Source organism: Pedobacter borealis DSM 19626, from assembly GCF_000708285.2.
Taxonomy (GTDB): Bacteria; Bacteroidota; Bacteroidia; order Sphingobacteriales; family Sphingobacteriaceae; genus Pedobacter; species Pedobacter borealis.
In genome coordinates, this window is the sequence record NZ_JAUG01000015.1 from 1 (window position 1) to 23,389 (window position 23,389).

The 23,389-nt window shown below is 36.3% G+C and carries 22 protein-coding genes, 1 tRNA gene and 1 pseudogene; 13 read left to right on the forward strand and 11 right to left on the reverse strand.

Annotated features, from left to right (window positions below):
* Nucleotides 1–360: 360 nt before the first annotated feature.
* The 5 genes from AW17_RS06210 to AW17_RS06230 all read right to left on the reverse strand — a co-directional run bounded on the left by AW17_RS06210 (nucleotide 361) and on the right by AW17_RS06230 (nucleotide 7,961).
* Nucleotides 361–1,170 (reverse strand): DUF4249 domain-containing protein, encoded by an 810-nt coding sequence (locus AW17_RS06210; protein WP_029275260.1) that lies wholly within the window; start codon nucleotides 1,168–1,170, stop codon nucleotides 361–363.
* Between the two features lie 4 nt (nucleotides 1,171–1,174).
* Nucleotides 1,175–3,499: a TonB-dependent receptor gene (locus AW17_RS06215; protein WP_029275261.1), complete on the reverse strand. Its 2,325-nt coding sequence runs from the start codon at nucleotides 3,497–3,499 to the stop codon at nucleotides 1,175–1,177.
* 33 nt (nucleotides 3,500–3,532) lie between these two features.
* Nucleotides 3,533–4,330, reverse strand: coding sequence for a multiheme c-type cytochrome (locus AW17_RS06220; protein WP_083488636.1), 798 nt, complete (start codon nucleotides 4,328–4,330; stop codon nucleotides 3,533–3,535).
* A 731-nt stretch (nucleotides 4,331–5,061) separates the two neighbouring features.
* Entirely contained in the window at nucleotides 5,062–7,143 is a 2,082-nt protein-coding gene (locus AW17_RS06225) for an FUSC family protein (RefSeq protein ID WP_029275264.1), read from the reverse strand.
* Between the two features lie 212 nt (nucleotides 7,144–7,355).
* Nucleotides 7,356–7,961: a hypothetical protein gene (locus tag AW17_RS06230; protein WP_029275265.1), complete on the reverse strand. Its 606-nt coding sequence runs from the start codon at nucleotides 7,959–7,961 to the stop codon at nucleotides 7,356–7,358.
* Nucleotides 7,962–8,039: 78 nt separating this feature from the next.
* On the opposite strand from AW17_RS06230, the gene AW17_RS06235 reads away from it, so the two are divergent.
* Nucleotides 8,040–9,119 (forward strand): hypothetical protein, encoded by a 1,080-nt coding sequence (locus AW17_RS06235; RefSeq protein WP_029275266.1) that lies wholly within the window; start codon nucleotides 8,040–8,042, stop codon nucleotides 9,117–9,119.
* 127 nt (nucleotides 9,120–9,246) lie between these two features.
* On the opposite strand, the gene AW17_RS06240 is transcribed toward AW17_RS06235, so the two are convergent.
* The 4 genes and pseudogenes from AW17_RS06240 to AW17_RS06260 form a co-directional block, all read right to left on the reverse strand.
* A complete protein-coding gene (locus tag AW17_RS06240; protein WP_029275267.1) occupies nucleotides 9,247–9,591 on the reverse strand; it encodes a type II toxin-antitoxin system PemK/MazF family toxin in 345 nt (114 codons plus the stop codon).
* Nucleotides 9,578–10,135 (reverse strand): hypothetical protein, encoded by a 558-nt coding sequence (locus AW17_RS06245; protein WP_029275268.1) that lies wholly within the window; start codon nucleotides 10,133–10,135, stop codon nucleotides 9,578–9,580. The genes AW17_RS06240 and AW17_RS06245 overlap by 14 nt, the downstream gene beginning before the upstream one ends.
* A 764-nt stretch (nucleotides 10,136–10,899) precedes the next feature.
* Nucleotides 10,900–11,721 (reverse strand): annotated as a pseudogene (locus AW17_RS24840) (class I SAM-dependent methyltransferase).
* Between the two features lie 45 nt (nucleotides 11,722–11,766).
* A tRNA-Lys gene (locus tag AW17_RS06260) sits at nucleotides 11,767–11,839 on the reverse strand.
* 163 nt (nucleotides 11,840–12,002) lie between these two features.
* Here AW17_RS06260 and AW17_RS06265 point away from each other — a divergent pair.
* The 6 genes from AW17_RS06265 to AW17_RS06290 all read left to right on the forward strand — a co-directional run bounded on the left by AW17_RS06265 (nucleotide 12,003) and on the right by AW17_RS06290 (nucleotide 19,125).
* Nucleotides 12,003–13,151: a tyrosine-type recombinase/integrase gene (locus AW17_RS06265; RefSeq protein ID WP_029275269.1), complete on the forward strand. Its 1,149-nt coding sequence runs from the start codon at nucleotides 12,003–12,005 to the stop codon at nucleotides 13,149–13,151.
* A gap of 252 nt (nucleotides 13,152–13,403) precedes the next feature.
* A complete protein-coding gene (locus tag AW17_RS06270) occupies nucleotides 13,404–14,360 on the forward strand; it encodes a hypothetical protein (RefSeq protein ID WP_029275270.1) in 957 nt (318 codons plus the stop codon).
* A 118-nt stretch (nucleotides 14,361–14,478) separates the two neighbouring features.
* Nucleotides 14,479–14,892 (forward strand): hypothetical protein, encoded by a 414-nt coding sequence (locus tag AW17_RS06275; RefSeq protein WP_029275271.1) that lies wholly within the window; start codon nucleotides 14,479–14,481, stop codon nucleotides 14,890–14,892.
* A gap of 104 nt (nucleotides 14,893–14,996) precedes the next feature.
* Nucleotides 14,997–16,874, forward strand: a complete 1,878-nt coding sequence (locus AW17_RS06280; RefSeq protein ID WP_051691664.1) for a hypothetical protein — start codon at nucleotides 14,997–14,999, stop codon at nucleotides 16,872–16,874.
* Nucleotides 16,875–17,426: 552 nt separating this feature from the next.
* On the forward strand, nucleotides 17,427–17,942 hold the full coding sequence (locus AW17_RS06285; protein ID WP_029275273.1) for a hypothetical protein: 516 nt from the start codon (nucleotides 17,427–17,429) through the stop codon (nucleotides 17,940–17,942).
* A gap of 454 nt (nucleotides 17,943–18,396) precedes the next feature.
* Nucleotides 18,397–19,125: a hypothetical protein gene (locus tag AW17_RS06290; RefSeq protein ID WP_029275274.1), complete on the forward strand. Its 729-nt coding sequence runs from the start codon at nucleotides 18,397–18,399 to the stop codon at nucleotides 19,123–19,125.
* Between the two features lie 29 nt (nucleotides 19,126–19,154).
* Here the strand turns inward: AW17_RS06290 and AW17_RS06295 are convergent, their stop codons facing one another.
* A complete protein-coding gene (locus AW17_RS06295; RefSeq protein ID WP_029275275.1) occupies nucleotides 19,155–19,403 on the reverse strand; it encodes a helix-turn-helix domain-containing protein in 249 nt (82 codons plus the stop codon).
* Between the two features lie 84 nt (nucleotides 19,404–19,487).
* Between AW17_RS06295 and AW17_RS06300 the strand changes: the two genes are divergently transcribed.
* From AW17_RS06300 to AW17_RS06305, 3 genes are all read left to right on the forward strand, one after another.
* On the forward strand, nucleotides 19,488–19,739 hold the full coding sequence (locus AW17_RS06300) for a hypothetical protein (RefSeq protein WP_029275276.1): 252 nt from the start codon (nucleotides 19,488–19,490) through the stop codon (nucleotides 19,737–19,739).
* Nucleotides 19,740–19,746: 7 nt separating this feature from the next.
* On the forward strand, nucleotides 19,747–19,905 hold the full coding sequence (locus AW17_RS24090) for a hypothetical protein (protein WP_157280223.1): 159 nt from the start codon (nucleotides 19,747–19,749) through the stop codon (nucleotides 19,903–19,905).
* A gap of 219 nt (nucleotides 19,906–20,124) precedes the next feature.
* The gene (locus AW17_RS06305; protein WP_029275277.1) at nucleotides 20,125–20,544 is read left to right on the forward strand and encodes a hypothetical protein; all 420 of its coding nucleotides are present in this window, start codon (nucleotides 20,125–20,127) and stop codon (nucleotides 20,542–20,544) included.
* A gap of 142 nt (nucleotides 20,545–20,686) precedes the next feature.
* Here the strand turns inward: AW17_RS06305 and AW17_RS06310 are convergent, their stop codons facing one another.
* Nucleotides 20,687–21,238 carry a hypothetical protein gene (locus AW17_RS06310; RefSeq protein ID WP_029275278.1) on the reverse strand — a complete coding sequence of 184 codons (552 nt, stop codon included), beginning with the start codon at nucleotides 21,236–21,238 and terminating at the stop codon, nucleotides 20,687–20,689.
* Nucleotides 21,239–21,886: 648 nt separating this feature from the next.
* On the opposite strand from AW17_RS06310, the gene AW17_RS06315 reads away from it, so the two are divergent.
* The 3 genes from AW17_RS06315 to AW17_RS06325 are packed head-to-tail and all read left to right on the forward strand — an operon-like array spanning nucleotide 21,887 to nucleotide 23,354.
* Entirely contained in the window at nucleotides 21,887–22,582 is a 696-nt protein-coding gene (locus tag AW17_RS06315; protein WP_029275279.1) for a hypothetical protein, read from the forward strand.
* 25 nt (nucleotides 22,583–22,607) lie between these two features.
* Complete coding sequence (locus tag AW17_RS06320) at nucleotides 22,608–22,907, forward strand: hypothetical protein (RefSeq protein ID WP_029275280.1); 300 nt, start codon at nucleotides 22,608–22,610, stop codon at nucleotides 22,905–22,907.
* Nucleotides 22,908–23,354 (forward strand): hypothetical protein, encoded by a 447-nt coding sequence (locus tag AW17_RS06325; RefSeq protein ID WP_029275281.1) that lies wholly within the window; start codon nucleotides 22,908–22,910, stop codon nucleotides 23,352–23,354.
* Nucleotides 23,355–23,389 lie beyond the last annotated feature (35 nt).

Consider the following 23,389-nt stretch of genomic DNA (forward strand, 5'->3'; position numbering starts at 1 on the left):
TGGCGTTTTAATCAAGTTTTCTGTTAAGACGGTCGTCACCCTGAATTTATTTCAGGGTCTTTCACGCTAAAAAGATGCTGAAATAAATTCAGCAGGACGATAAAGCGGGATTAGGCGTAAATAAGATATAATTTTCAGCAAATAATTATCGAACTCAGGTTATTAATAAAAATCGATTTGGGTTTCATCTGTTTAAAAACATCAAACGTAAATTTACCCTTAGTTTCGGGCGTTAGCGCAGTATGCTTCCAGTTCTTTTATGCCAACTGAAGCAATGTTGCCACTTATAAATACTTTCATGTTTTATTTAACACTAAAAATTCTAAGGTGTTTTGGATAATACGAATTGACTTATGGGTACTATTTCACAGTTGCTGATAACACCTGGTAAGTATTGGCACTAAAATAGCCCAATGCCTGGTTAGAGATATTAGAAGTTGGATTAGCAGGAGTTGTACCCTGGTTTGGACCCCGGTTCGATTGCTGACTTAAAGCATACCAATAATCGAAAATATTCGAATCGATACACTCCATTTCTATTTTAATCTTATCGTTCGAATTCAACTCATCACTGTCGTGGTCGTTAGTAGGTGGTTTAAAAAATAGCTGAATCCTTAAGTCGTTTCCGTTTGTTAAACGATCGTTGTTTACATAGAAACGTTCCGATAAAATATCATTTACATAAAGGTTAAAATGGTAAAAATTGGTTTCGTTGACCGGGTCTTTTAAAAATACAGCAGCAGTTTTACGTTCGCGGCCAAAGAAAAAGTTTTTAATCACCCCTATCGAATCCATTTTAACCACATTGGGCATTTTTGAACTGGCGGTGTAAGTTTGTCCTTCGGCAGTAACGGTTAAATTATAGGTGACACTCGGCAGGCCTTTCATTTTATTGATATAAGTTCCTGGTGTTGTACCTTCTTTAAAAACATAAGCATTCCCCTTATTATCGGTTACAGTTACGCCTGCTCCTGAAACTTTCGGAAAAATATTGGCTTCGGTATAACCGATGGTTTTGCTGATCTTAATCTGCTGATCGATCAGCGAATCGTTAATTACACCTTCAATTACGAGCTGAGGATCGGCATTTTCGGTTTCAATTTGAATAATTTTCTTGCAACCTGTAAAACAGAAAGTGAACAGCGAAAAGTATATAATCAGTTTTTTCATGCTTTTAAAATTTAAAGTTCCAGGTAATTGATGGGATAAGACCGAACAACGAAGTTTGCTGGGCAGCTGTTTTGCCTGGATGATCAGGATCAGTAATAAATTCAATGGCATAAGGATTTTTTCGGGCCAATAAATTATAGATTCCAAAATTCCAGCTCGATTGGTATTTCTTCCTCACTTTCCCCTCTAAAGTTGCACTTACATCCCAACGCATATTGTAAGGCATTCGACCTGCATTTCTTTGCGTATAATAATAAGCAGCCTGGCCACCTATAGTATATTTCCCTGCCGGATAAGTAACGGCATTACCAGTGCTATAAATAAAGCTCGAGGAGAAAGTCCACCGCTTGGTCATGTTGTAAATGCCCACTACCGAAATATCATGTGTACGATCTTGTCTTGCCGGAAAATATTTACCATCATTAAGCTCTGTAAATTTACGTTCAGTACGCGATAAGGTATATCCCACCCAACCGTTCAGCTTACCAAATTTTTTCTTAAAAAACAGTTCCATTCCGTAAGCCCTGCCTACTCCATATAAAAGTTCTGATTCTACATTTGGGTTAGCCAATAATTCGGCCGCATTTTTATAGTCGATCTGATTCTGGAGCCACTTATAATAAATTTCTCCCGAGAGTTCGTAATTGTTATCCTGAATGTTTTTGAAATACCCCAAAGCCACCTGATCGGCAATTTCGGGTTTAATATTGGTACTGCTCAACACATACTGATCGGTTGGTGAGCTGGAAGTAGCGTTGGTTAAAATATGGACGTTCTGGGTATTCCGGTTATAAGAAGCCTTGATCGAATTTTCTTCGTTAAACAGATAGCTCACCGAAAAACGTGGCTCCAGGTTAAAGTAGTTTTTATGGAATTTTCCCTTGGCTACATTTTCTGTCGACAGGGTATTCCCATCAGCATCATAGGTGCTAAAATTACCGGGGCCCATTAAAGAAAAAGCAGCCAAACGTACACCATATAAAAAGTTTAAATGTTCGTTTACGGCCCATTCGTCAGAAATGTAAGCTGCAGATTCTATGCCATAACGCCTCTCCTGCGTAAGCGAATTTACCTGCGATGCTTCATCGCTATCAATATCAATCGGCGAAATACGGTGCTGTGTGGCATTGATACCAAAACGAAGTATATGCTTGTTGCTGAAATACTGAAAATCTTCTTTAAAGTTAAAATCCCGAACCAATGAGGTTGCTTTAAAGTTGGTCGCATCATTTAATAAGCGAACGGTATAATTATAGTTGTTGTAAATTAACGAGGTATTCGAAAACAAACGATCGCTAAAAATATGGTTTAACCGGATGGTGGTGGTTACATTGCCCCAGTTGTTTTCGAACAGGTCTTTAACGCCGATATTATCCTTGCCAAAATAGCCGGAAATATAAATGGTGTTTTTATCATTGATCTTATAATTTGCCTTTGCATTAATATCATAAAAATTTAAGGTACTCCCATTTACGGTCGAATCGGGCGAAGACCTTAAAAACAGATCGATATACGTTCTGCGGAAACTCACCATAAAAGAACCCCTGTCTTTTACAATCGGCCCTTCTGCTTTTACGCGCGAGGCAATCAATCCGATCCCACCCTGAAATTTAAATTCCTTATTGTTCCCATCGTCCATTTTAACATCTAAAACCGACGATAAACGGCCGCCGTACTGAGCAGGCATACCACCTTTGTATAAACTTACATCCTTAATTGCATCAGCATTAAAAGTAGAGAAAAAGCCAAGCAAATGAGAGGAGTTATATACCACCGCTTCATCCAGAACAATTAAATTCTGATCGGCAGCACCACCGCGCACATAGAAACCTGTATTCCCCTCACCACCCGATTTTACGCCTGGTAACAGCTGGATGGTTTTTAAGATATCCTTTTCACCGAGCAGTACAGGTATAGAATTAAGCGATTTCATATCGATCCTTTCCAAACCCATTTGCGCACTTTTAACGTTTTCGTTTTTACGGTTATTGGCACTTACTGTTACTTCATCCAAATCGTTTGCACTTTTTAATTCCTCGTTCAGCTTGGTATCTTTAGTTAAATTGATGGTTTTAACAATGGATGCATAACCCGTATAACTTACGGCCACAGTATAGGTACCTTCGGACTGTGTTAAAGCAAAATAACCATAATTATTGGTTAGAGTTGCTGCGGTAGAAGCCCCGGTAATCCTTACTGTAGCACCGATTAAAGTTTCGCCTGTACCTGCATCGCGGATGGTGCCGCTAAGGGTAAATTTCTTTTGAGCAAAAATAGGGGTTGAGAGAAAAAGGAGGAAAAATAAAGCTAAGTAGTGTTTTATGAGCATATTGGCTACTATCTAATTTTTAAAGTTTGGGTTTTACTTATTAATAACGGGATAAATGGCAATATGGTGTGAGCGTAACCGGTACGGACTCAAATGATCTTTACCCGCCTGTTGAAAGGTGATCAGTTTTGAAGATTCTTTAGGCATATGGCAGTCGATACAATTGGTACGGAGCGATCCTTTAGCTAAAGTGGCTTTGCTATGGCTGGTACTCTTGTGGCAATTGATACAGCGCTGCGAATAAAGGCTTAAGTTCCCTTTAATATTTTCGTGTGTATTGTGGCACGATTGACAAGTCATGTTTTCACTTTTCCGATAACAATTACTGCCCTCTAGCATGGCACTTTGGTTACCGTGTACATCAATATTACCACCGCCAAAACCTGTAAAATCCTGCGAATAATAAGCCTCTAAATCGTCGCCGGGCTGGAAACCGAATACAGATCGCTGTGCCACCAAAGTATTGCCCGAATGACAAACAGCGCAAACATCCATCTTTTGTTTTCGGGTAAGTGTTTTATACAATGTGATAAATTTTGCTGTCTTTTCTTCAGGGTTCTCCATATGAAAAACAACATGCTGTTTGCCTGGTCCGTGGCAACGTTCACAATCTATCCCATAAATAATAGCGCCCTTTTCCATTTCCTCATCTTTTGAAAAAGTAGATTTTTGTGTGATTTTAATAGCTACATAAGATGCGTGGCACTCTAAACAACGGCTCGTTATCGCCCGATCATAATAAAAGCTTTCTTTTGGAAAACCAGGGCTGATGGCCCAATTCTTAATTGCAGCGAAGTAGGATAAAGGCAGTTCGTAATAATTAACACTAATTAACTAAAAGAATAATAAAACACTAATAATCAATCCATTTAATTTTTAATAAGAATGCTTAACAACCCTGAAATGAAGCTTTTTAATAAAAATCGTTCAAAGGATTCTCCTTGCAGGCATCCGCCTATTTCAAACTAAGCCTGTTGAAGGTTATTAACGAACAATTTGCTATGATTAGTATAAAAGAGTTTCCCGCTGATGCTGATTTTTAGAATCTGTCATCCTGAGCGTAGTCGAAGGATCTTTTATGATAATTACAATCAAAATTGGACGATTTACAGGGTCTTCGACTCCGCTCTCCGTAGGAGTCCTTTGGACAGACTGACAAACAATAAATTTAGCCCCTAAAACCAACACTAAACTTTGTGAATAAACCTGATTGGAATGGAAAGCCCGCAATTCCGATTTTTCATCGGGAGCGGACTTGTAATGAAAAGCAGGACTACAATCCGCCAAAACCCAAGCCCTTTCATTTTCTAAAAAATCAAATAAAACTATCTGTTAGCCCCTAAAACCAACACTGATCCTATTAAATTCTAATGATAAAGCCGCAATATGTGCCAGTTTCTGTTTGGTAGAATGGTCATCATCAGGCTGCTTCCCTCGGTCTGTCATCCTGAGCGTAGTCGAAGGATCTTTTTATGATAAATACAATCAAAAGTTGACCATTGACAGGGTCTTCGACTCCGCTCTCCGTAGGAGTCCTTTGGACAGACTGACAAACAATAAATTTAGCCTCTAAAACCAGCACTAAACCTGTTAAATTCTAATGATAAAGCCGCAATATGTGCCAGTTTCTGTTTGGTAGAATGGTCATCATGATCAACATCTATTGCATCAACATGAGGCCTAGCATCACTTTCTGACACATTTTCATGACTAAGGTTACTTATAATCTGCTTAACTAACAGCGGATCGGCCTGTTCGGGCTTATGATTAAGCGAAAGGTATATAGAAGTAATAATCGCATTGATCTGGTAAATGGTTGACTGTACGCCATACAAACCATTAAAATCGATGTGTTTACGCATCGGTTCCTGACTGGCCGACTCAATCGCTTCGCTTAATGCAGATAAACTCAGGTTGGCATTTTTTCTGGCCATGCGCGGAATATTCTCGCCCAGGTTTTCCTTCCTTTCTATCGCCACCTGCAAATAGTGCAAACTATCTTTTGTGGCTTTGCTTATTTTCTCTTTCAACTGGCAGCTGTCCCAAATGGGGAAAAGATAAGTGGCAAAAATGGCAATTACACAACCCAGCACGGTAAATATAATCCTGTCGTGTACAATATGGTCGAAATGCCCTTGGTAACTACCCAGCGTTAAAATTACCGCAGGGGTAATAAACAATACACTTATTGTATAATTTAAACGGTTAAAGGCATAGAAACCCAACAGAAAAATCACCGAAAAAGAAAGCAGCACCGCCGGACTCTTCACAAAATAGATGATGATCAATCCGAGGGCAACCCCGCCAAGGCTTCCCTTTAAACGTTGTAAATTGCGTTTCCAGGTAATCGAAAATTTGGGCCTTGCCACAATAACAAGTGTAAGAAAAAGCCAGTAACTGTATTTACTCGGTTCCAATTGCCAAATGAGCAGGAAACCAAACAGAAAACAGATGGCCAAGCGCAACGAAAACCTAAAGATTGGCGATTTTAAGGTAAGGTGCTCCCTGATCGAAAAGCGATCGCCGGTAACAAACAAGGGATAAGAAATAGATCCGCTCAGTTCTTGTAAGTGTTTCTCGGGCGTGCGTTCATTGCCCCTAATCATTTCGATAATGCGCACAATATCGTTCATGTTCGACACCACTTTCAATACGATTCTACGCTGGGTTTCGTCTAAACGTTCCATTTCCTGCAACAGCAATACGCGTTTTTGGTAATATTCGATATTGGTGGCCACTTCTCCCTTATAAGCCTTAGCCGACCGAACATGCCTGCCCAACTGTTCAAGCTCTTTCGCCAGCAATCCAATCAGGTTGGCAATCAGTTTTAAACTCGGACCCGTTGCCAGCGTTTTGCGCACTAAAGCATAATCATAATGTACGGCATTCAACTGCTCATACAAATCGATCAGCAACCTCGCCCGTTCCAATAAGAGTTGGCCTTTGGGGTTATTGGGGTTCATGGCGTACTTATCGGTAAGCAACAGGTTCCTGATCAGCTCATGCTTCTGGTTAACCTTAATGTGCAGTTTTATGGCTTCCTTTTGTTGCAGATCGAGTGGTTCATCCACATCGTAATTCTTGGCTTTAGCCTTCAAGAACATTGCGCTGCTCATCAAACATTCGAAAATGGCGTGGTGAAGCGAACGGTAAGGGCGGATTAAAATCTGGATTAAACTGATGATATAATACCAAACCCCACCAATCAGGATATAACTGCTAAAATACAGCGGTCGTTCAGGGTGAAGCCCCATCACAAAAGTACACACAATCAGTGCCATGGTACCAATCAGCGAGAGTTTCTGCCCGTATACGGCAAACATCGAAAAGCTGAAAGCTGCAATCACCACAACCACCGCGGGGAGGTAAACATGATCTAAAACGGATGAAACCACCAGTGTAGTGGCAAAAAAGACAATAATACTTGATAGCGCTGTTTTCAGTTTGTTCAGTCGGTTATCCGGCAAATCAGTTAAACTGATCAATAAAGCACCAACCCCTATTCCTTTTGCCGCTTCAGGATTACCTAGGTAAAAGAATAAAATAATGGGCAATACCACGGTAATGGTGGTGCGCAGGGCATCAGAAAAGTACTCGCCTAAAAAGAAATACGAAATGGTAGAGCCTATGCTGTTTTTGCCCATGAATATGTTTATGAATGCTGATAATTGATAAAAGCTGCAAAGATAACAGATTTATAATGCATGCATAACAAATAGCTACACAAAACCAGATACTAATCTGTTCTTTGGGCTTTAGCAGCGTAATTGCGTGTTCATAACTTGATCTTCCGTGTTACTCCGTAGTGACGCTGCGCTGAACACTACGGAGGGGAGGCTTTCCACCACAATTTAATTTAAGCGTCGAAGACTGTCAACGTTTGACCATCGATAACTGTTGATAAAATCATATGTGAATATCCTATGATCAATGAAATAGCATCATCTAATGACAAAATATCTGTAAGCTTAATGTTTTTATTTGAATCATATCCTACTGGTGCCATTATTTTGCCGTTCAATTCTTCTCCATTATCAATATCTTTAAATCTAAAAAAGAATTCAGAATGTTTTTCTGCTGCTAAGAAATACTTATGAATTGTTTTACCTGGTGAATTCATACAGTTTACCATATCTTGGTTAAAGTAGAAGTCGTCCCATCTAGAAAAAAAAGGAAAGTGTGCAAGAATATGTCTTACAGCTTTAAACAATGGTTGGAAGGTTAAAATAGGATGATTCGTTGGGGAATCCTTGAGTAAATTTTTTAAAGGGGGATAGGCTTCCATTTCACTGTAAACCGAAACCAATTCTTTAATGTAGAAAAATTTCTGTTCTTCACTTAGGCCTTTGTTATTTAACAGTTCTTTACTTAATTCCTTATAACGTTTTAGGCCTAATTGGAGAAATTCCTCTTGGTCAGATGTCGGAAAGCCATCAATTGTTTTGAGTTTAAATAATTCCATTATTCGAGGTAAATCGCAAAATACTATTTTAAGTCCTATTGGCAAATGATTATATTGACAAACTTAACGCGACAAATAATGACTTTTGATTTTGTAAATGATGAGCAAATTAAAGAAATGCTCAAAAGAGATTATACTGAGCTTCAAAATTGTTTTGACAACAAAGCATCTAAATCTTTTTTAATTCTTTCTGGAAGTATTCTCGAAGCAGTTTTGATTGATTTTTTTTCTGCTAAAATTTCATCCGCTAATGATTTAGCGAAGCTACACCGTGAGACTTTAGGAAATCTCATTGAAAGGGCAAATAATGAAAAGTTGATTGACGATAATCATAAAAATTTTTCTTCTGGAATACAAGGGTATCGAAATCTCATTCACCCTGGAAGGGAGGTCAGACTCAAAGAAAAATTTGATTATGATACAGCCTCACTTTCCTTTTCTGCACTGAAATTGATTCTTAAGGAAATTGAAATTAAATCTCTTTCAGAGAAAGGCCGTTCCGCCAGCGAAATATTTAATAAATTGACAAATGATGGATTGCCAGATGGATTATTCATTAAAATAACCAATAAACTAAACAAAACAGAAAAGAACAAGTTATTTCAAACCCTAATCAGTGATGACCTAGGCAACAGAGGTCCACAACTGGTACAGGGGGCATCGAAATATGCCGAACTTTTGTCCAGTTCAATGGATTCTAATATTTTCCTGCAATTAACAAAAGAATTAATGCAAGAAATTGAATCTGGCAGCGAAGTAAAAGCAATTAAATACATTAGATATTTATATCAAAGACTTTCAGAATATTTAGAGATTCAAGATTTAGAAATTGTCAAAGAATGGCTCCTGACACAGATAAACAGTAGGATCGCCGAAGTTAACGACTTAAGGTTTTTAATGTTTAACAATGTTATTGATGCATTACTCAGAACAGACAAAAATATCGCTATGTCTCCCAAATTAAAGTTACTAGCACAACGACTAACTTATTATTATTCTTACAATAAAAATTCTATTATTTACCTAGATATCTGGACAAAAATACATGGATTTTTAGACGCAGATGCATATAGTGAACTTTTAAAACAAATGGAAAATTACTCACAGTTCGATGTTTTAATTAAAGATTATGCCGAAGGAGATTATTTTCTATTTTAGGATCACTGGGATACAAGAATTTATTGGTTGCCTTTGCTGTTTTTCGATCTTGAAGCCCTAACTAAACAACCTTAGGAAAAAATCTCATGAATTAAAAGGTATATTTCACCGCAGATAAAAATGGCCCCTAATTCCCTTTTTTATGTTTTTCGCAAAGTTCATCGATCTTATCAATAAGACTCTCTGGACATTCACCTAAATAACTATGGATATCATGCTTTTTAAGTTCTGCAGTTTCTGTAATACTGATGTAGGTTGGTTCCCATAACCCCATATCTTCGTATTCTGACGATCCTTTATTAACCTTTATACATGGTCCATATTTAGAAACATCAGTTTTGGTACACTTAACAACTATATGGTCGTCAATAGAATCTTCAAGTAATACAGCCGGTCTTAACTTGCTTTGATTTGGATCGTCTGAAAATGGAAAATAAACTAATAAAACATCTCCTCTTTTATACGCAGGCATTATTAGGATAGAGAGTGTCGTAAATAGAATTTGACTCGCTTTTCCAGTCAGATAAGTCAATGTTTTTATAAGATTGTTTTAAGCGTTCGAATAAAACAGGATCTTTTGCTGGGTCCATTCTTTCTGGATAGACAATAGATGTCATCATATCGCTAATTGACCTGATTCTATTGAGGTATCCCAAAGCTGATTTTACAAAGAACTTAGTAAAAGGGAAGTTTCTCTTTTCTAGCTTGGATATTACCGGAATTAATTTGCTCTCTAATGTTTTTAAAGTCCTAAGAATTCTCGCTTCCATTTTCATTTTTCCGCGTTCATCTGCTCGATGAAAATCTGCGATAATGATTTTTAAGGTTTTATTCAACCTGATTGAATTAATTCTTAGTGTTATGCCTAATGATAAAATTTGGAAAGGCATAGACGCAGTTAAGCCTAAAAGACCTGAATACTTTTTAATAGACTTCCTAGAAGATTGGAAATCTTCAAAGATCTGTGAGAATTCAAATAATTGATCGAATTCTTGATTATGAGAAATGGTTGTCATATTATATTTTCTTCCTTCAACTTGTAAGTAAACATAATTGGAAACCCAATTATATGGAGCATTAATTATTTAGATAGTTGCCAAAGTTATACCATTTTTGCTAAAAACATAAGAGTTCAATGTAATGAAGTTATAATGTAGGACTTGATAGTGATGAACATATTAATGATGGTGTTATTCTAGGTGGTGGAGATGATGGTGGTATTAATTGTGTCGATAAATCAATTATTGATAGTTCTAAAGAGACTTTCTTTGACAGGATAGTCTTCTTGATGTAAAGTTGAGGTTATTGCGCCTAATGCGCTTATATTCACTCTGTAAAAATTTATTTGAAAATCTTTTTTCTTCAATTATAACATTAATATTACAATTCGACTACTTGAATTCAACACTTTTCAAGACATCTAGTCTCGAAAACTCCTAAAATATGGACATGTCATTGACAAATTCAATACCTATTCTAGCGCAAGTCTTAGCGCCCGGCCCAAGCAAAGGCTAGACTTGTGCTTTCATTAAATTGGTAAGATCAATTTCTTATTAAAAAACTTGCCGAACTAAATACTAAGAATGCACAAGTCATCCAACCCACTTCCTAGTCACTAAGACTTGTGCTAGTGAAAGTACTCGATTATAATGAATGCTGATAGCGTAAAACAGCAGTAGTCCTTTGTTGAACGATAGAAAAGCATTTGAGCAAGCCAGAATTACAATGTTCTAGACCAATTTACAGAAGATTTGAGGGAAATAATTCTATTGTGTTCTTATTATTTCCACGCCTGACTGAATACAGCACTTATTGGAGCGATCATAGGAGCAGCTCCGAATTTTTCAGCAAGTTCTTTTTCCACCTTACTTTTTATCTCGTCTATACAGTCAGGATTCTGTTTTTTGATCTCCTCATAAACAGGTCCCCACTCTACCAAACCGCATGCAGCTTCTTTTGCGGTTGGACATACAGAAAAAAGTTTTACTTTTTCAATTGATATTTTTGCAAAGCTGGCATCCTTTAATAATGGAGTTATAAGCGCTTCATTATTCATCGAGGTTGCAAGATTATGCGATTCGGGCAAGGGTTGTTCTAAATATTTCATTGCAATAGATCTGGCAGAATAAGATGCCGCATTATTTTCCAGCTTATCCCAGGTGGTAAATAAAAACAGGCCACCCGGTTTTAAAACCCGATAAGCCTCTGCAAATGCTTTCGGTTTATCAGGAACAAACATATACCCGAAGCAACAAACCACCAAATCTATACTATTATCGCTAAAAGGAAGTTACTGGGCATCAATATTTTGCCAGTCAATATCAAGGTGGCTCAATGTCTTTTTGGCTACGGCCAACATCTCTTCACTAATATCTGAAGCGATCAGCTTTGCTGAGTATGGAATATGCTCCCGAATATGGCGGGTAACACGACCCGTCCCTGCCGCAATTTCGAGCACTACAGAAAAAGGGATGGAGTGAATTCGTTTTGCAACTTCTATAGCATAGGGTTCAAAGAATAATGGGCCGAAAAACTGCTCATAACGAGTGGCAGTATCTTCCGGCAAATCAGCCGAAGAATCTTTTGTCAAAGTATCGTTCATAAACGATTGATTTTATATTTCGTTCAAATACAATAAGTGATATTGTGACCCCTCAGGGGTTCGAACCCTGGACCCACAGATTAAGAGTCTGTTGCTCTACCAACTGAGCTAAGAAGTCTGGTGGATAAATATAGGAGAAAAGAGGGGAGATTAGAAAGATTAACCGTATTTATAATCAATAGGTTATGACAAAATGATTTCAAAGGTTGAGGTAATTTCTATAATGGAATTATAACAAAAGAGAAGGAAATTTAGGCAGAGTGCGCCAAAGTGCGCCAAAAATGAAGAATACATTGCCAAGAATTGTGACAACAAAAGACTTAAAATCGAGAAGCTACATTACCTTTTATTACCTAGGGAAAAGAATTAGAGAATACAATGGAGACTCTATAAATATCGATTTAAAGCCAAATACAGCTCAGACTGTAAAAGAAAGGAACGACCTATTAAAAAGGTTGGAGTATGAATTCACAAAAGCATTAGAGAACGGTTATTATCCAATCACAACCATTAGCACCATTGTTAAAACTCCTGTTGAAGAATCTTTTATCACAGCCAAAGAGTATCTAGAACAAGCGCTATTTAAGAAACTGAAATCCAATATCAATAGGAAATACAAAATAAATCTAAAGACTATACACACCCAGTTTACTAATTTTCTAACCGAGAAAGAACTAATAGGGAAGATCGAAGATATTACCCTTAATAGGGTTGAGGATTTTCTTTCACAATTCTCCAGTTCAGGCACCTATTACATGAATAAGCGAAGAGATTTAGGAGTTCTTTTCTCAACAATTAACAAACAGCTTAAACAGAAAGTATACGTCATACAAGACAGCGAGAAGATGAAATCCAGTGCTAAACTTCACAAAGTTTACGAAGAAGAGCAAGTTAAACCCATACTGAGTTACTTGAAAGAAAATCATCATAATTTGTATATATGCTGCCTAATAACTTACGCAACTTTTCTCAGGCCACACCACGAGGTTAGAAGCTTGAGAATGAGCCATGTTAAAAATGATTGTACAGAAATACACCTATCTGGCACAGAGAACAAAGGGAAAAGAATAAGAATTGTCTATATCCCAGATTATTTGAGAAAGGAGCTGTTACCCATAATTGATGGATTAACATTAAATGAAAGTCTATTTACTCGGACAATTGAGATCCCAAATGAATATTATTTTAGTACCGCTTGGACAAGGCAGTTTAAGGAAATGTATATGCGTGGTTTAATTCAAAAGAATCAAACGATCTATTCATTCAGACACACCGCTGCCGTACAGGTTTATAATAAAACGAAAGACTTGCACATTCTCCAACAATTACTTGGACATTCCGATATGATAGTTACCTTAAAATATCTTCGTGGCTTGGCAGCAATTAAAAATGATGATTTAAAAGCTGTTATGCCGACACTTGATTTATAGCATAATTACCACACCTTAGAGAAGTGTTACTACTTCTCTATTTTTTTTCTGGTTAAAATTCATGCAAACACAACTCCATGATTTAAAGGAACAACTATTGTAAGTTATAATCATTTTGCCTCATCTGATGCCCAGATTTAACCATGAAAATGCATACCTAAACCACCATAAGACCTATAAATTTACTTGCATTCGATATTACTTTATGAAGTTAAAGGCTAAGTGCTAACTTTAAGGCTCAGATTCACCACGATGGAATACACATTTGTTATAGAAGAAATAGGCAATATCAATGCAGACCTCAATATTATTGCAAAATATCATGATGGTACAAGGTCTTTGCTAAATCCTAATAAATCTAACATCATAAATGCAACAGCAAATATCAGATTACTTTATAAAATCGATGGTGAGGAAGCATATATAACAAACGATTTCAACATTGGGAAAGTTACCCATAAAGTACAAATCGAAGAAAGTCACTTACAAAACCTATTTGTATTACTTAGAAATATGAATGATGTTGAGTGGGGCTATTACCAAGCCCACTTTTCGTCTGATGATGCAATAAACGGGATTAATTTAAATGCGGAATTAAAAAGCCTAATTACAGATCTTAAGGTTCTGAAAGCGCAATTATCTACTGATGAAATACTGGAGACTAAGATCAAGCTGAGAGAACTTAAAAAGGTTGGTAAAAGTGAAGTACCTTATGATGTGCGAGGAATGGGTGTAACGGTCAATGGTTTAGATGAAAACAAGCAATTGATAAAAGTAATATTGAAAAATAGAATTAAGCAAATACAAGATATAAGCTATCTCTACTATCATATTACAGATTCGCATCCAAGTGGTTGGAATGACGATTTAACCGACGAAATCCTAGAATATCTACAACAGCCATTTCCAGATTACAGAGCTAGATGGTTATTTGGAAGATATGCAACGCAAAAAATCTTAGCCTATTTAAAAGCCGAAACCACTCTGCAAGAAAAAGACATTGAGGTTACGCAATCCCAAGCGGTTTTAATATATACCCTCTTTCTTTTATTTGGAGTTATCGACATCAAAATTGAAAACGATATTCCAGTATCAAAATCAGACCGTGATAAGGCCAAGCTTATACGTTCGTTCCTAAGGCAAGATCTAAAAGATAAAGAGGTTGAATTCTATAATCTCACATTTACTCCATTTATAAATAAAATTTAATAGCCTGATTATCAGTTGACACAGATTTCTAAAAAGGTAATTTTCTGTGGCTTTTAAGGTATTCTGATCATTGCAGTGTCGGAGGTTAATAGCCACTAAAAAAACCGACACAAACACAATGTCACTATATAAAAAATTCAAGAAAGCAACCGGCGTTGCTAACGTAAACCCTACAAACCTGTTCTTTACCGAACATAATGTGAATGGTTACTGTTCAAAAGGAGAATTCTGTAATTATGCGGAGCACTTATCAGAATTACAGTTTAAACATGTTGAAGAAATGTTTAAATACATTAACATGAGATGTAAAATCTCAAACAGTCCAGAACCGAAAATGGACTTCAAAACTCAAGAGTTTAACATCTGGGTACATTTTGAATTGAAGAACGGTAAACGAAGACTACCTCTTCCTCATGATGAAGGGATTCTAGCGTTCTTGATTGACTATCAAGTACAGGGCATCAATTTTGAAGTCGACTTCGAATTGTTACTATCAGAAGCAGGAGTAAATTTCTCTGAAACCAGAGATTAACAATTCACAAGGGGGAGCAATCGCTTCCCCTACTCAACAAAAACTTTAATAACAATTTAAAACATGCGACAGGCAACGCATAGGAATTCTATTGCCTTTAGATTATGAAAAATAAGAGAATCAAAATATATAAAATTAATAAAGGTCAATATCTAAATGAAATTGAGCCTTTCAAGTCCAAGGGAATACCTAGCAACATTATCCTATTCAAAGAATTGCCTGGTTGTGGAGCAACAAGGTGCGAAATTGAGTTCCCTCGACACAGCATAATTGTCGAGCCAAATGTTCCAGTAATTAAGGGGAAAAAGAAACAGTTTGGCAAGTTAGTATGCGGCATATTCGAAGGAGTAACAACGGATGATATACTGGCATATCTAGAAAACAATATCGAATACAAGAAATTAATCGTTACGCCAGAATCATTCTGGAAAGTTAAGGAAGCACTTGAAGATTCAAGGTTCGAAATTTATACAGACTTCTTTCTTTTATTTGACGAGTGTGAGAAAATCATTCAAGATATCAGTTACCGTACAGATATTGCTCTACCAATGGACGACTTCTTCCGATTTGAGCATAAGGCTTTTGTTTCAGCTACACCTATAGTACCAAGTGACCCCAGATTTGAGTTAAACAAATTCACTGTACATAAAATTCAACCCAGCTTTACCTACGCACAGAGTATGCAACTAATTTGCACCAATAATGTGCTAACGACGACCAAAAAGTTTATAGATGAAAATCCAAATGATAAGTACTTTATATTCTTTAATACAACCGATACAATTCACGAAGTAATTACTAAGCTTAAAATAAAGAATGAAAGCATGGTCTTTTGCGCAGAGAAAAGCCGAAGAAAGCTTCGAATCAATGGATATAAAGATTCTGATGTCAAAACAGAAATAACTGCATTTAAAAAATATAACTTCTTTACTTCTAGGTTCTTTTCTGCTGTTGATATTGATTACGACCTCTTCCAATGCAACCCAACAATCATCTTGATTACCGATATTGTTTCCGCACAACACTCCATGCTAGATCCATTTACAGAAGCCATACAAATTCAGGGTCGATTTAGGGAAACGAAAGAACACCCGTTTACAAGAAACCTTGTGCACATTTCGAATGTTGATCCTGAATTGATATCGATGTCTGAAGCAGAGGTTAAAAAATACCTTGCAGAGTGCCATATTGTGTTCAAGGCAGTTCATCGGTATCATGAATCTGCTACTACAGCGGCTGCAAAAGACGTACTCAGTCAAGTACTTAAGAGAATTGACTATGCTAAATACTTAAAGAAATATAGTTTAGAGAGAAACTATGATATGATTGACAACTTAATATTTGAGGAAAGAGTAAAAGGCATATATCAAAACGCCAATAAGTTGAAAGATGCTTACTCAGAGTGCTCTCACTTTAAAATCGACAATAACTATGCTGAAGAATCGTATTCTTTTACTGATAAGGATCGTAAAAAGGCTAATAAGAAAAATATCCGCTTAAAAAGCTTAAATGAAATAGTTGCCGATAGTCTGACAGATCTACACACTAGAAAACGAATGAACCTAATTACAGAATTTGGATATACAATGGAGATCACAAGCTTTCAGTTAGACTTTCCAGAGCAAATGGCAATAATAAACAAATATGGTATTGACAACTCGGAGCTGGTAAATTTCAATATCTATCAAATACAGCATCTACTAATTAAACAGAAAAAGCAGGTCGACCACTTCGGAATGATGACCTATATCCAGCAGAATTTCCAAATAGGTAAAGCATATACCGGAAATAAAATGACTGCACTTTTGAAGGTTGGATTTAAGGATAACAATATTCACGGAATTACCCCCAGTCTAGACTACTTAAGAAAGTTTGCCAAATTCAATCCCTCTAATAAAAAGGCTTGGATGGGCAAGAATGAATTAGGAAAAGATATAAGAGGATATATTATTACTAAATTCGAGGATGGAACTTTAAACTAGGATTTTGATAACGTACAGTTTTGTTAAAAAGGTTAATCTATATGACCAGATTTAGAAACTGTACGTTTGTTCTAGAAATCGCCTAAGCAATAAACCTAGCTTCCCATTTAAAAATATTTTTTTTATAATTTCAACTAGCCACTTAAATTGAGCTCTGTACACCGCATTTACTGGGTGTAACATATCAAACCCCCGCACCTTGCTCTAAGGGGAGATACATCGATTTCCAACTTTGCCATTGAAAAATCTAGCCTAAAAGGCGAACAACAAGCCTATCTAAAACCACCAATTTAGATTTAAAAACTGATGGATTCCGATTTACCATTTACCAAAATTCACCATTAAACCCCATCGACATTTTACTTCTAAAGGGATCTAAACAGGGTAAATTCGAATAAATATCCTTAGCAATACCACTACATCAATATCGACAATAACACAATACACCGCCTAAACACGGTGTATTTCCATTTATATATCAATTCAACATAGATGCTTCCAAACGGAGGCATTTTCTATTTAACCAAGTTTTACATTTAAAATTCTATTAAGATGCAAGCAAAAGCAAGAACACAGAAAGCGGCTCAGCCGAAAACACAATTTGTTGTTATAAACGAGCAACAAGTATTGGTAAACTCAGAAGTACAAAAAGCATACAATTTAATCGTTGATGCTGCTACAGAACAATTAAGAAAATTCGACCTAGCCAAATACAGAACCTATGCAACGGTTGACCATGTGAAGAACGAATACAAAAGCAACATGATTTCAGAGCACCTAAATTACTTCTGGAACATTACCCTTTCAAATAGCAAGGATGGCCGATCATTCATATTTATAGACTTAGGTGCAGAAGCATTGGAGCGTTTTGGCTCAGGCTTAACGAATATTTTCCTTCGTAAAGCATATGAACTAACCCAATCAAATGATAATACAGGTGGAATCGAATATGCACTAAGGGTAAACTTCCGAGAGGCAGATCAGCACCACAATTTCTTTTACAGGAGAGTTGCAGAAGGAGAAAACAACTATGTTTCAATTGCTACAGTTGATAAGCTAGAATCGTAAAAATAGAGCGCAGTAATGCGCTTTATTTAAAACCTGTTATTATCTTTACCACAGTTAAAATTCATCGATAAGAAACAGAAATAAACTTAATTACACCATAAAGAAATAAAGCGTTAGCTTATTGTTCTTGTGCTTGAAACCTGAGAAATTACAAACACAACAAGGACAGATGTGCGAACGTCCATGCAAGAGCGTGGGCTGTTCCAGTCTGTTGTGTTGGCTTCTCAGGGCCTCAAGCGCGGATTGGCTACAGTTCCACGCTTTTGTATTTAATAAACATCGAGTTGGAACTATCGATATAAACCAAAAACATTGAGGTTCCAATGATGTCCACAGAAATACTCCCACTACGGATTCCCGTAAATTCAGGATTAGCTTTTTAAATATCTTAGGAGCAGTCTTGCCTTAATGAAACCCAACAACCGATCTGAGACTATCGGACAAAATTAATCAGATGAGAAAAACTCTAATCTTAACGCTTTCAGCCGTAACGCTGACATTTGCTTCATGCAAAAAATCTACCACAGAAGAAGAACAGGTACAACCTCCTGCAAAGAATTGCCAACTTACCCAAAGTGATTATAAATCGTCTAACGATGCCGCTACATATAGCTACACGTATAATAGTAATGGTAAAATAGCAACCGCTAAAGACAATTTAGCCACAGAAACTTATACTTATAGTGCAACCGATGTTAAAGTAAGCAGAAGTGGAAGTTCAACGAAAACCTATAACCTTGATAACCACGATAGGGCAACGACCATTTTCGATGGATCTAACATTAATAATGCTCTAACTTATAATTCAGATGGTTACTTGATACAGAAGCAGATTCTACAGGGAAGTTTAATTTTACAAACAGAGAAGTATTTCTATACTAATGGCAACCTAACTTCAGTTGAAAACGGAAACAAGAAGATAACCATAGAATATGGCACTGAAACAGCAAAGGCAAACTTCTACATGAACGAGGTTGATACAGATATACCATTGATACTTTTAAGCCCTATAAAAGCATATCTGGGTAAGCTATCAGCTAATCTACCAACGAAAACTACAAACGGTAACGTTACTCAATCATTCAGTTACACAAAAGATGATAACGGTAATATCATTAAGGTAACAGTAACTACAAGTACAGGAAATAATTACACTATAGAAAAGAAGTACATCTGTAATTAATACTAAGTAATAAGGTGCAGAAATGCGCCTTATTTATTTACGGTGGTTTCTGGAAGAAAATCTTTAGGAGAGCAGTTGAATATTACAGCAAGTTTATCAATATGGTCTAAGTTGTACTTGGATGGAGAATTTAGGCTTTCAACCTGACCTATGAAGCCGTTAGAGACATCCAGCTTAAAAGCAAGCTCAGATTGACTAAGATTTGCCTGTTCCCTTAAAGCTTTCGCTTTACTGATTACAAACAATTCTATCTCTGATTTTACTGCCTCTTTAGCCACATGCTAAAGAATAAATTAATTTAGACACCCATACTTAGCAATAACTAAGTATTTATTACTTTTACTTATCTAAATAATCAAACAATGAAATTGAACCTAACAGCAATTACTTTACTGAGTGCATTATATTTATGCTCATGTCAGGAAGAGAAAAAAGAAGAGAAGCCTATTGTTAAAACAAATTATGTAATGCCTGCCGATATGATTCAAGATAAGGATGGTAATTTACGTTTAAAAGAAAACAGTTTGGCTCCAAAGACTGAAGGGGATAAACCCGTGAAAGTATATCCAAGTCAGAAGAAAGAAAATGGTGTTGAAGTGATAAAAGTTAACTAGGCTAAACATGAAAGGAATATTAGTCTGCATCATAATTGGTGCATTTATTTTGTTCATTGCACTTACTTTAGAAGCACTAAAACCCATCACTGTCCCCATAATAGTTATAGGAAGTATAGTTGGGATGATTTATTTAGGTGTTACACAAAACAAGGGCAAGGATTAACCATTAGTGACCTATTCTTGGTTCTTCTTAAGCATTTCAGCCATATTTAGGGAGGTTTTTGAAGATAAGAAGCATCCTAAATCCATTCCTCCCTCCAAATAGTGGCTTACGCGGAGAAAAGAATAATACTCCGAGGATTGTGGATTTATATGCTGATTTAGTAAAGGCAAGTAAATCAAGAAACATAGGTCGGATTAGCCAGTAAAAATTAACAACTACATGAGCAACTTACTATATATTATACCAATGGCGATTATTATCTGGTTTATACTATATAAATTAAGACAAACGAAACTAAACGAGTCATCCTTACCAAACCTCGATTTAGATGAAACCGTACAGGTTTATGAAGCAAAATACCATGAGGAAGAACTGAGAAATCAAATCAAAGTTCTATATGAGGAACGGAACATTCATCTTGAAACATTATCACGCAAAGATGCATGGCAAATGCTTAACATGAATTATATGGCTGAAAAGAATAAGTACTGGAGGAGGCACAGGCGTGATAATGTCCACCATTACAAACATAATGGGATTGCTAAAGTATCAAGTTTTACATCGGCAGAATACGACCTTATGCTGCATAATCTTATTGATAAAATCTTAGATGAACTTACCAATAACCAAACTAATTAAAGTCCATTAGCCGATTTAAATGAGCAAGAGCCACATCGATGTGGCTCTTGCTTGTTATTTCGTTTTAATAGGAAATTGTTCCTGTTTCTCTCTTCTTACTGGAGATGGAGGTGGCGGTGGTGGAGACTGCGTTTTAGCCATTTTAAATTGATTTAATTATAGATATTAAGATTAGTAATGATAGACCGATACTCAACGAAATACAAATGGCAAGCTTTGCATAATATAATGCAATACCACGCCTATCATTAACAGTTGTGTTATTGTTATTACAATCCAAATACCAGTGAATTACTTTATCCTTTAAATTATCCAAGAGACTTTCTTCATACGAATCAGCAAAATGCTCTTTTGTATATGCTTCTAATGCTTTAAAGTCGGTATTATAAACGGTATCACTATCTGGAAAGGTGCAATAATATCTTTTAAATCCAAAGTAAACAATAAATAGAAGTACCAATGTTGCGACTAAAAACACAAGCAACAAAACTATTAATATCCACTTTATCGTTACAAAGGAACAATTAATACCCTGCAACGCTGAATCACTAACTACGAAATATGCTCCTGCAAAAAGAGCAGAAAGAATTGTGATTGGAATGCCCAGAGAGGTTTCGAAGTCGTCTTTACGCTTTTGCTCATAATCATACTTATCCTTCAATAAGGAAATCACGTAATCTTTACTGGTATCCATAAAGCTAAAAATACGAAACCGATTGTATTATTTGGCTTGATTTTATCAACATTTAATCATTCCTAACAGTAATCCATTCACTCAAAAAGTGGCTTAAGTGAGGAATGGATTCCTTTAGTCATTGAATTTTGTGCTATGGCAACGATCAGCATTCTTTTAAGTTTCTGGTATTACTTTTAGTCAGTGGTGCATCGGTTGGGGCACTACAAACCCGATCAGGGAGAAAGGTATTACGCACTGTCTAAGCTCATGAAAAACAACACGCCATCGCGGCACTCTGTCATGGTTTTTCTTTTGAGCAAGCGGAGTGCTTCATGAAAGCTCACTTATATTTATCTAGGATTTGCTTCGCTTGTATCCTGGATAAATATAACCGCTTTCCCAGTTCAGCGTACCTGCGCAGTCACTCAGGCTTCAGCTTGTCATGATTATTGAGGATTTACCGCACATGAATTTACAATTCAATAATCTCGCCAAGCATCGTGTTTTATTGCATAAAACATATCGTTGCATCGTTCTGCGAACTTTACTGCAACGACCCTCGTTCCATACGCATGTCGGTACGCTAAAATACTTCACATTTCTCTTGTTTTATTATTATTATTTTATTATACTTAAATAAAAGCAACTAATTAACATCTCAATTTTATGCCTGTTATCAATCATCAAGCGATCCAAAACAACTGGACGACTCCAGAGCAGATCGTAAATCCTCAAACCTTAATATTAGGCTCTTTCAACCCTTTCAATGCAAATGGCAATATTGTCGACTATTATTATGGAAGACGAAGCAATTATTTTTGGAAAAGGATTGCTATCATCATGGGATATGATGAAGAATATTTCTTTGATGCCATCTTTGGGAACCAGAGAAAGCTTGACGTGATGCAAAATAGGTTTTGTTTTCTAGACGTAATAAATCGTATTGATGTTATAGGAAATAGCGTACAAGCTGTTCAAGACTATATCAACGACCATATTTTTACCAATTTCTCAGACAGCAAAATATTTGTTAATAAAACTAATAGCCGTCAGCTACAGCTTGTAAGAGAATATAATAGCAGTATAATTACGACCTTACGGAACACTACAACAATAAAGAAAGTAATTCACACTATTGGCAATACTAGAATCGTAACGCCATTAAATGTAAGCCCAAAAGAGCGGAATCTTGGGAACAATGGTTTTAGCGGATTCATGGCTACAATTCAACAAATATGCAATGATAAAGAAATTGTGTTTATCAATGAGTCTTATAGCCCTAGCGCATATGCAGTTAGAAATGGCGTAACTAATATCGCCGATTTAGATAACTGGTTTCAGCAGCATCTCAATCTAAATTAGAATATAAACCATTAACCGTATTTAAGTGAAAATTTACATCAATTTAGGCATTGCCTATCTGAATCAAGGCTTTTTTAATATTAGACAACCCTATCAGCACTTAATTGCTGGAGACAATGAAGAAATAAATATCCAATTGGGTTCTAATGGCGAAACGATCAAAGGTAAAATTAATAGAACAGCCAACAGTAATGGCACTCCCCGTATAATGGCTGGAGTAACTTATACAACGTGGGTAAACAAATTTTACCAACGAAACGATCAAATGAAAGTGGAAATACTATCGCCCAATTCATTAGTTTTACTTACTAAATCTGGAATATAAATGAAAGTGTTGGACCCTACACTAAGAGGCACAATTTACCTTAAATATCTAGGAAACAATATAGTTTTACTACGGGAACCAATAGCTAAACAATCAACATGCATCTCTGAAATAATCTTTAATGGTGCAACAGAACACTTAGTTGAAGTTAAAATTTTTAATGGGGTAACGATTGCTATTTCCCTAACTACAATGAATATCTATCGCTATGATAATGGCTGGGTAATTATGGAAGACAGCGTATCAAATATAACTGATATATTGGTTGATGACGTTTACATTTATGTTAAAGGGGCAATCAGTTGTTATAATTATATAAACGAAGAAAACATCTATATCGAGCCGTTCCAATTTGATTTGATCTTGAGAACGACAGATGCGGTTTTAAATATCCTAAGCTCAGGCAATGTATCTTTTGTGGATTTTAGATTACCTAATTTAAACTGATACTGTATTGTATCTATACAAAGTATCCATAAAAC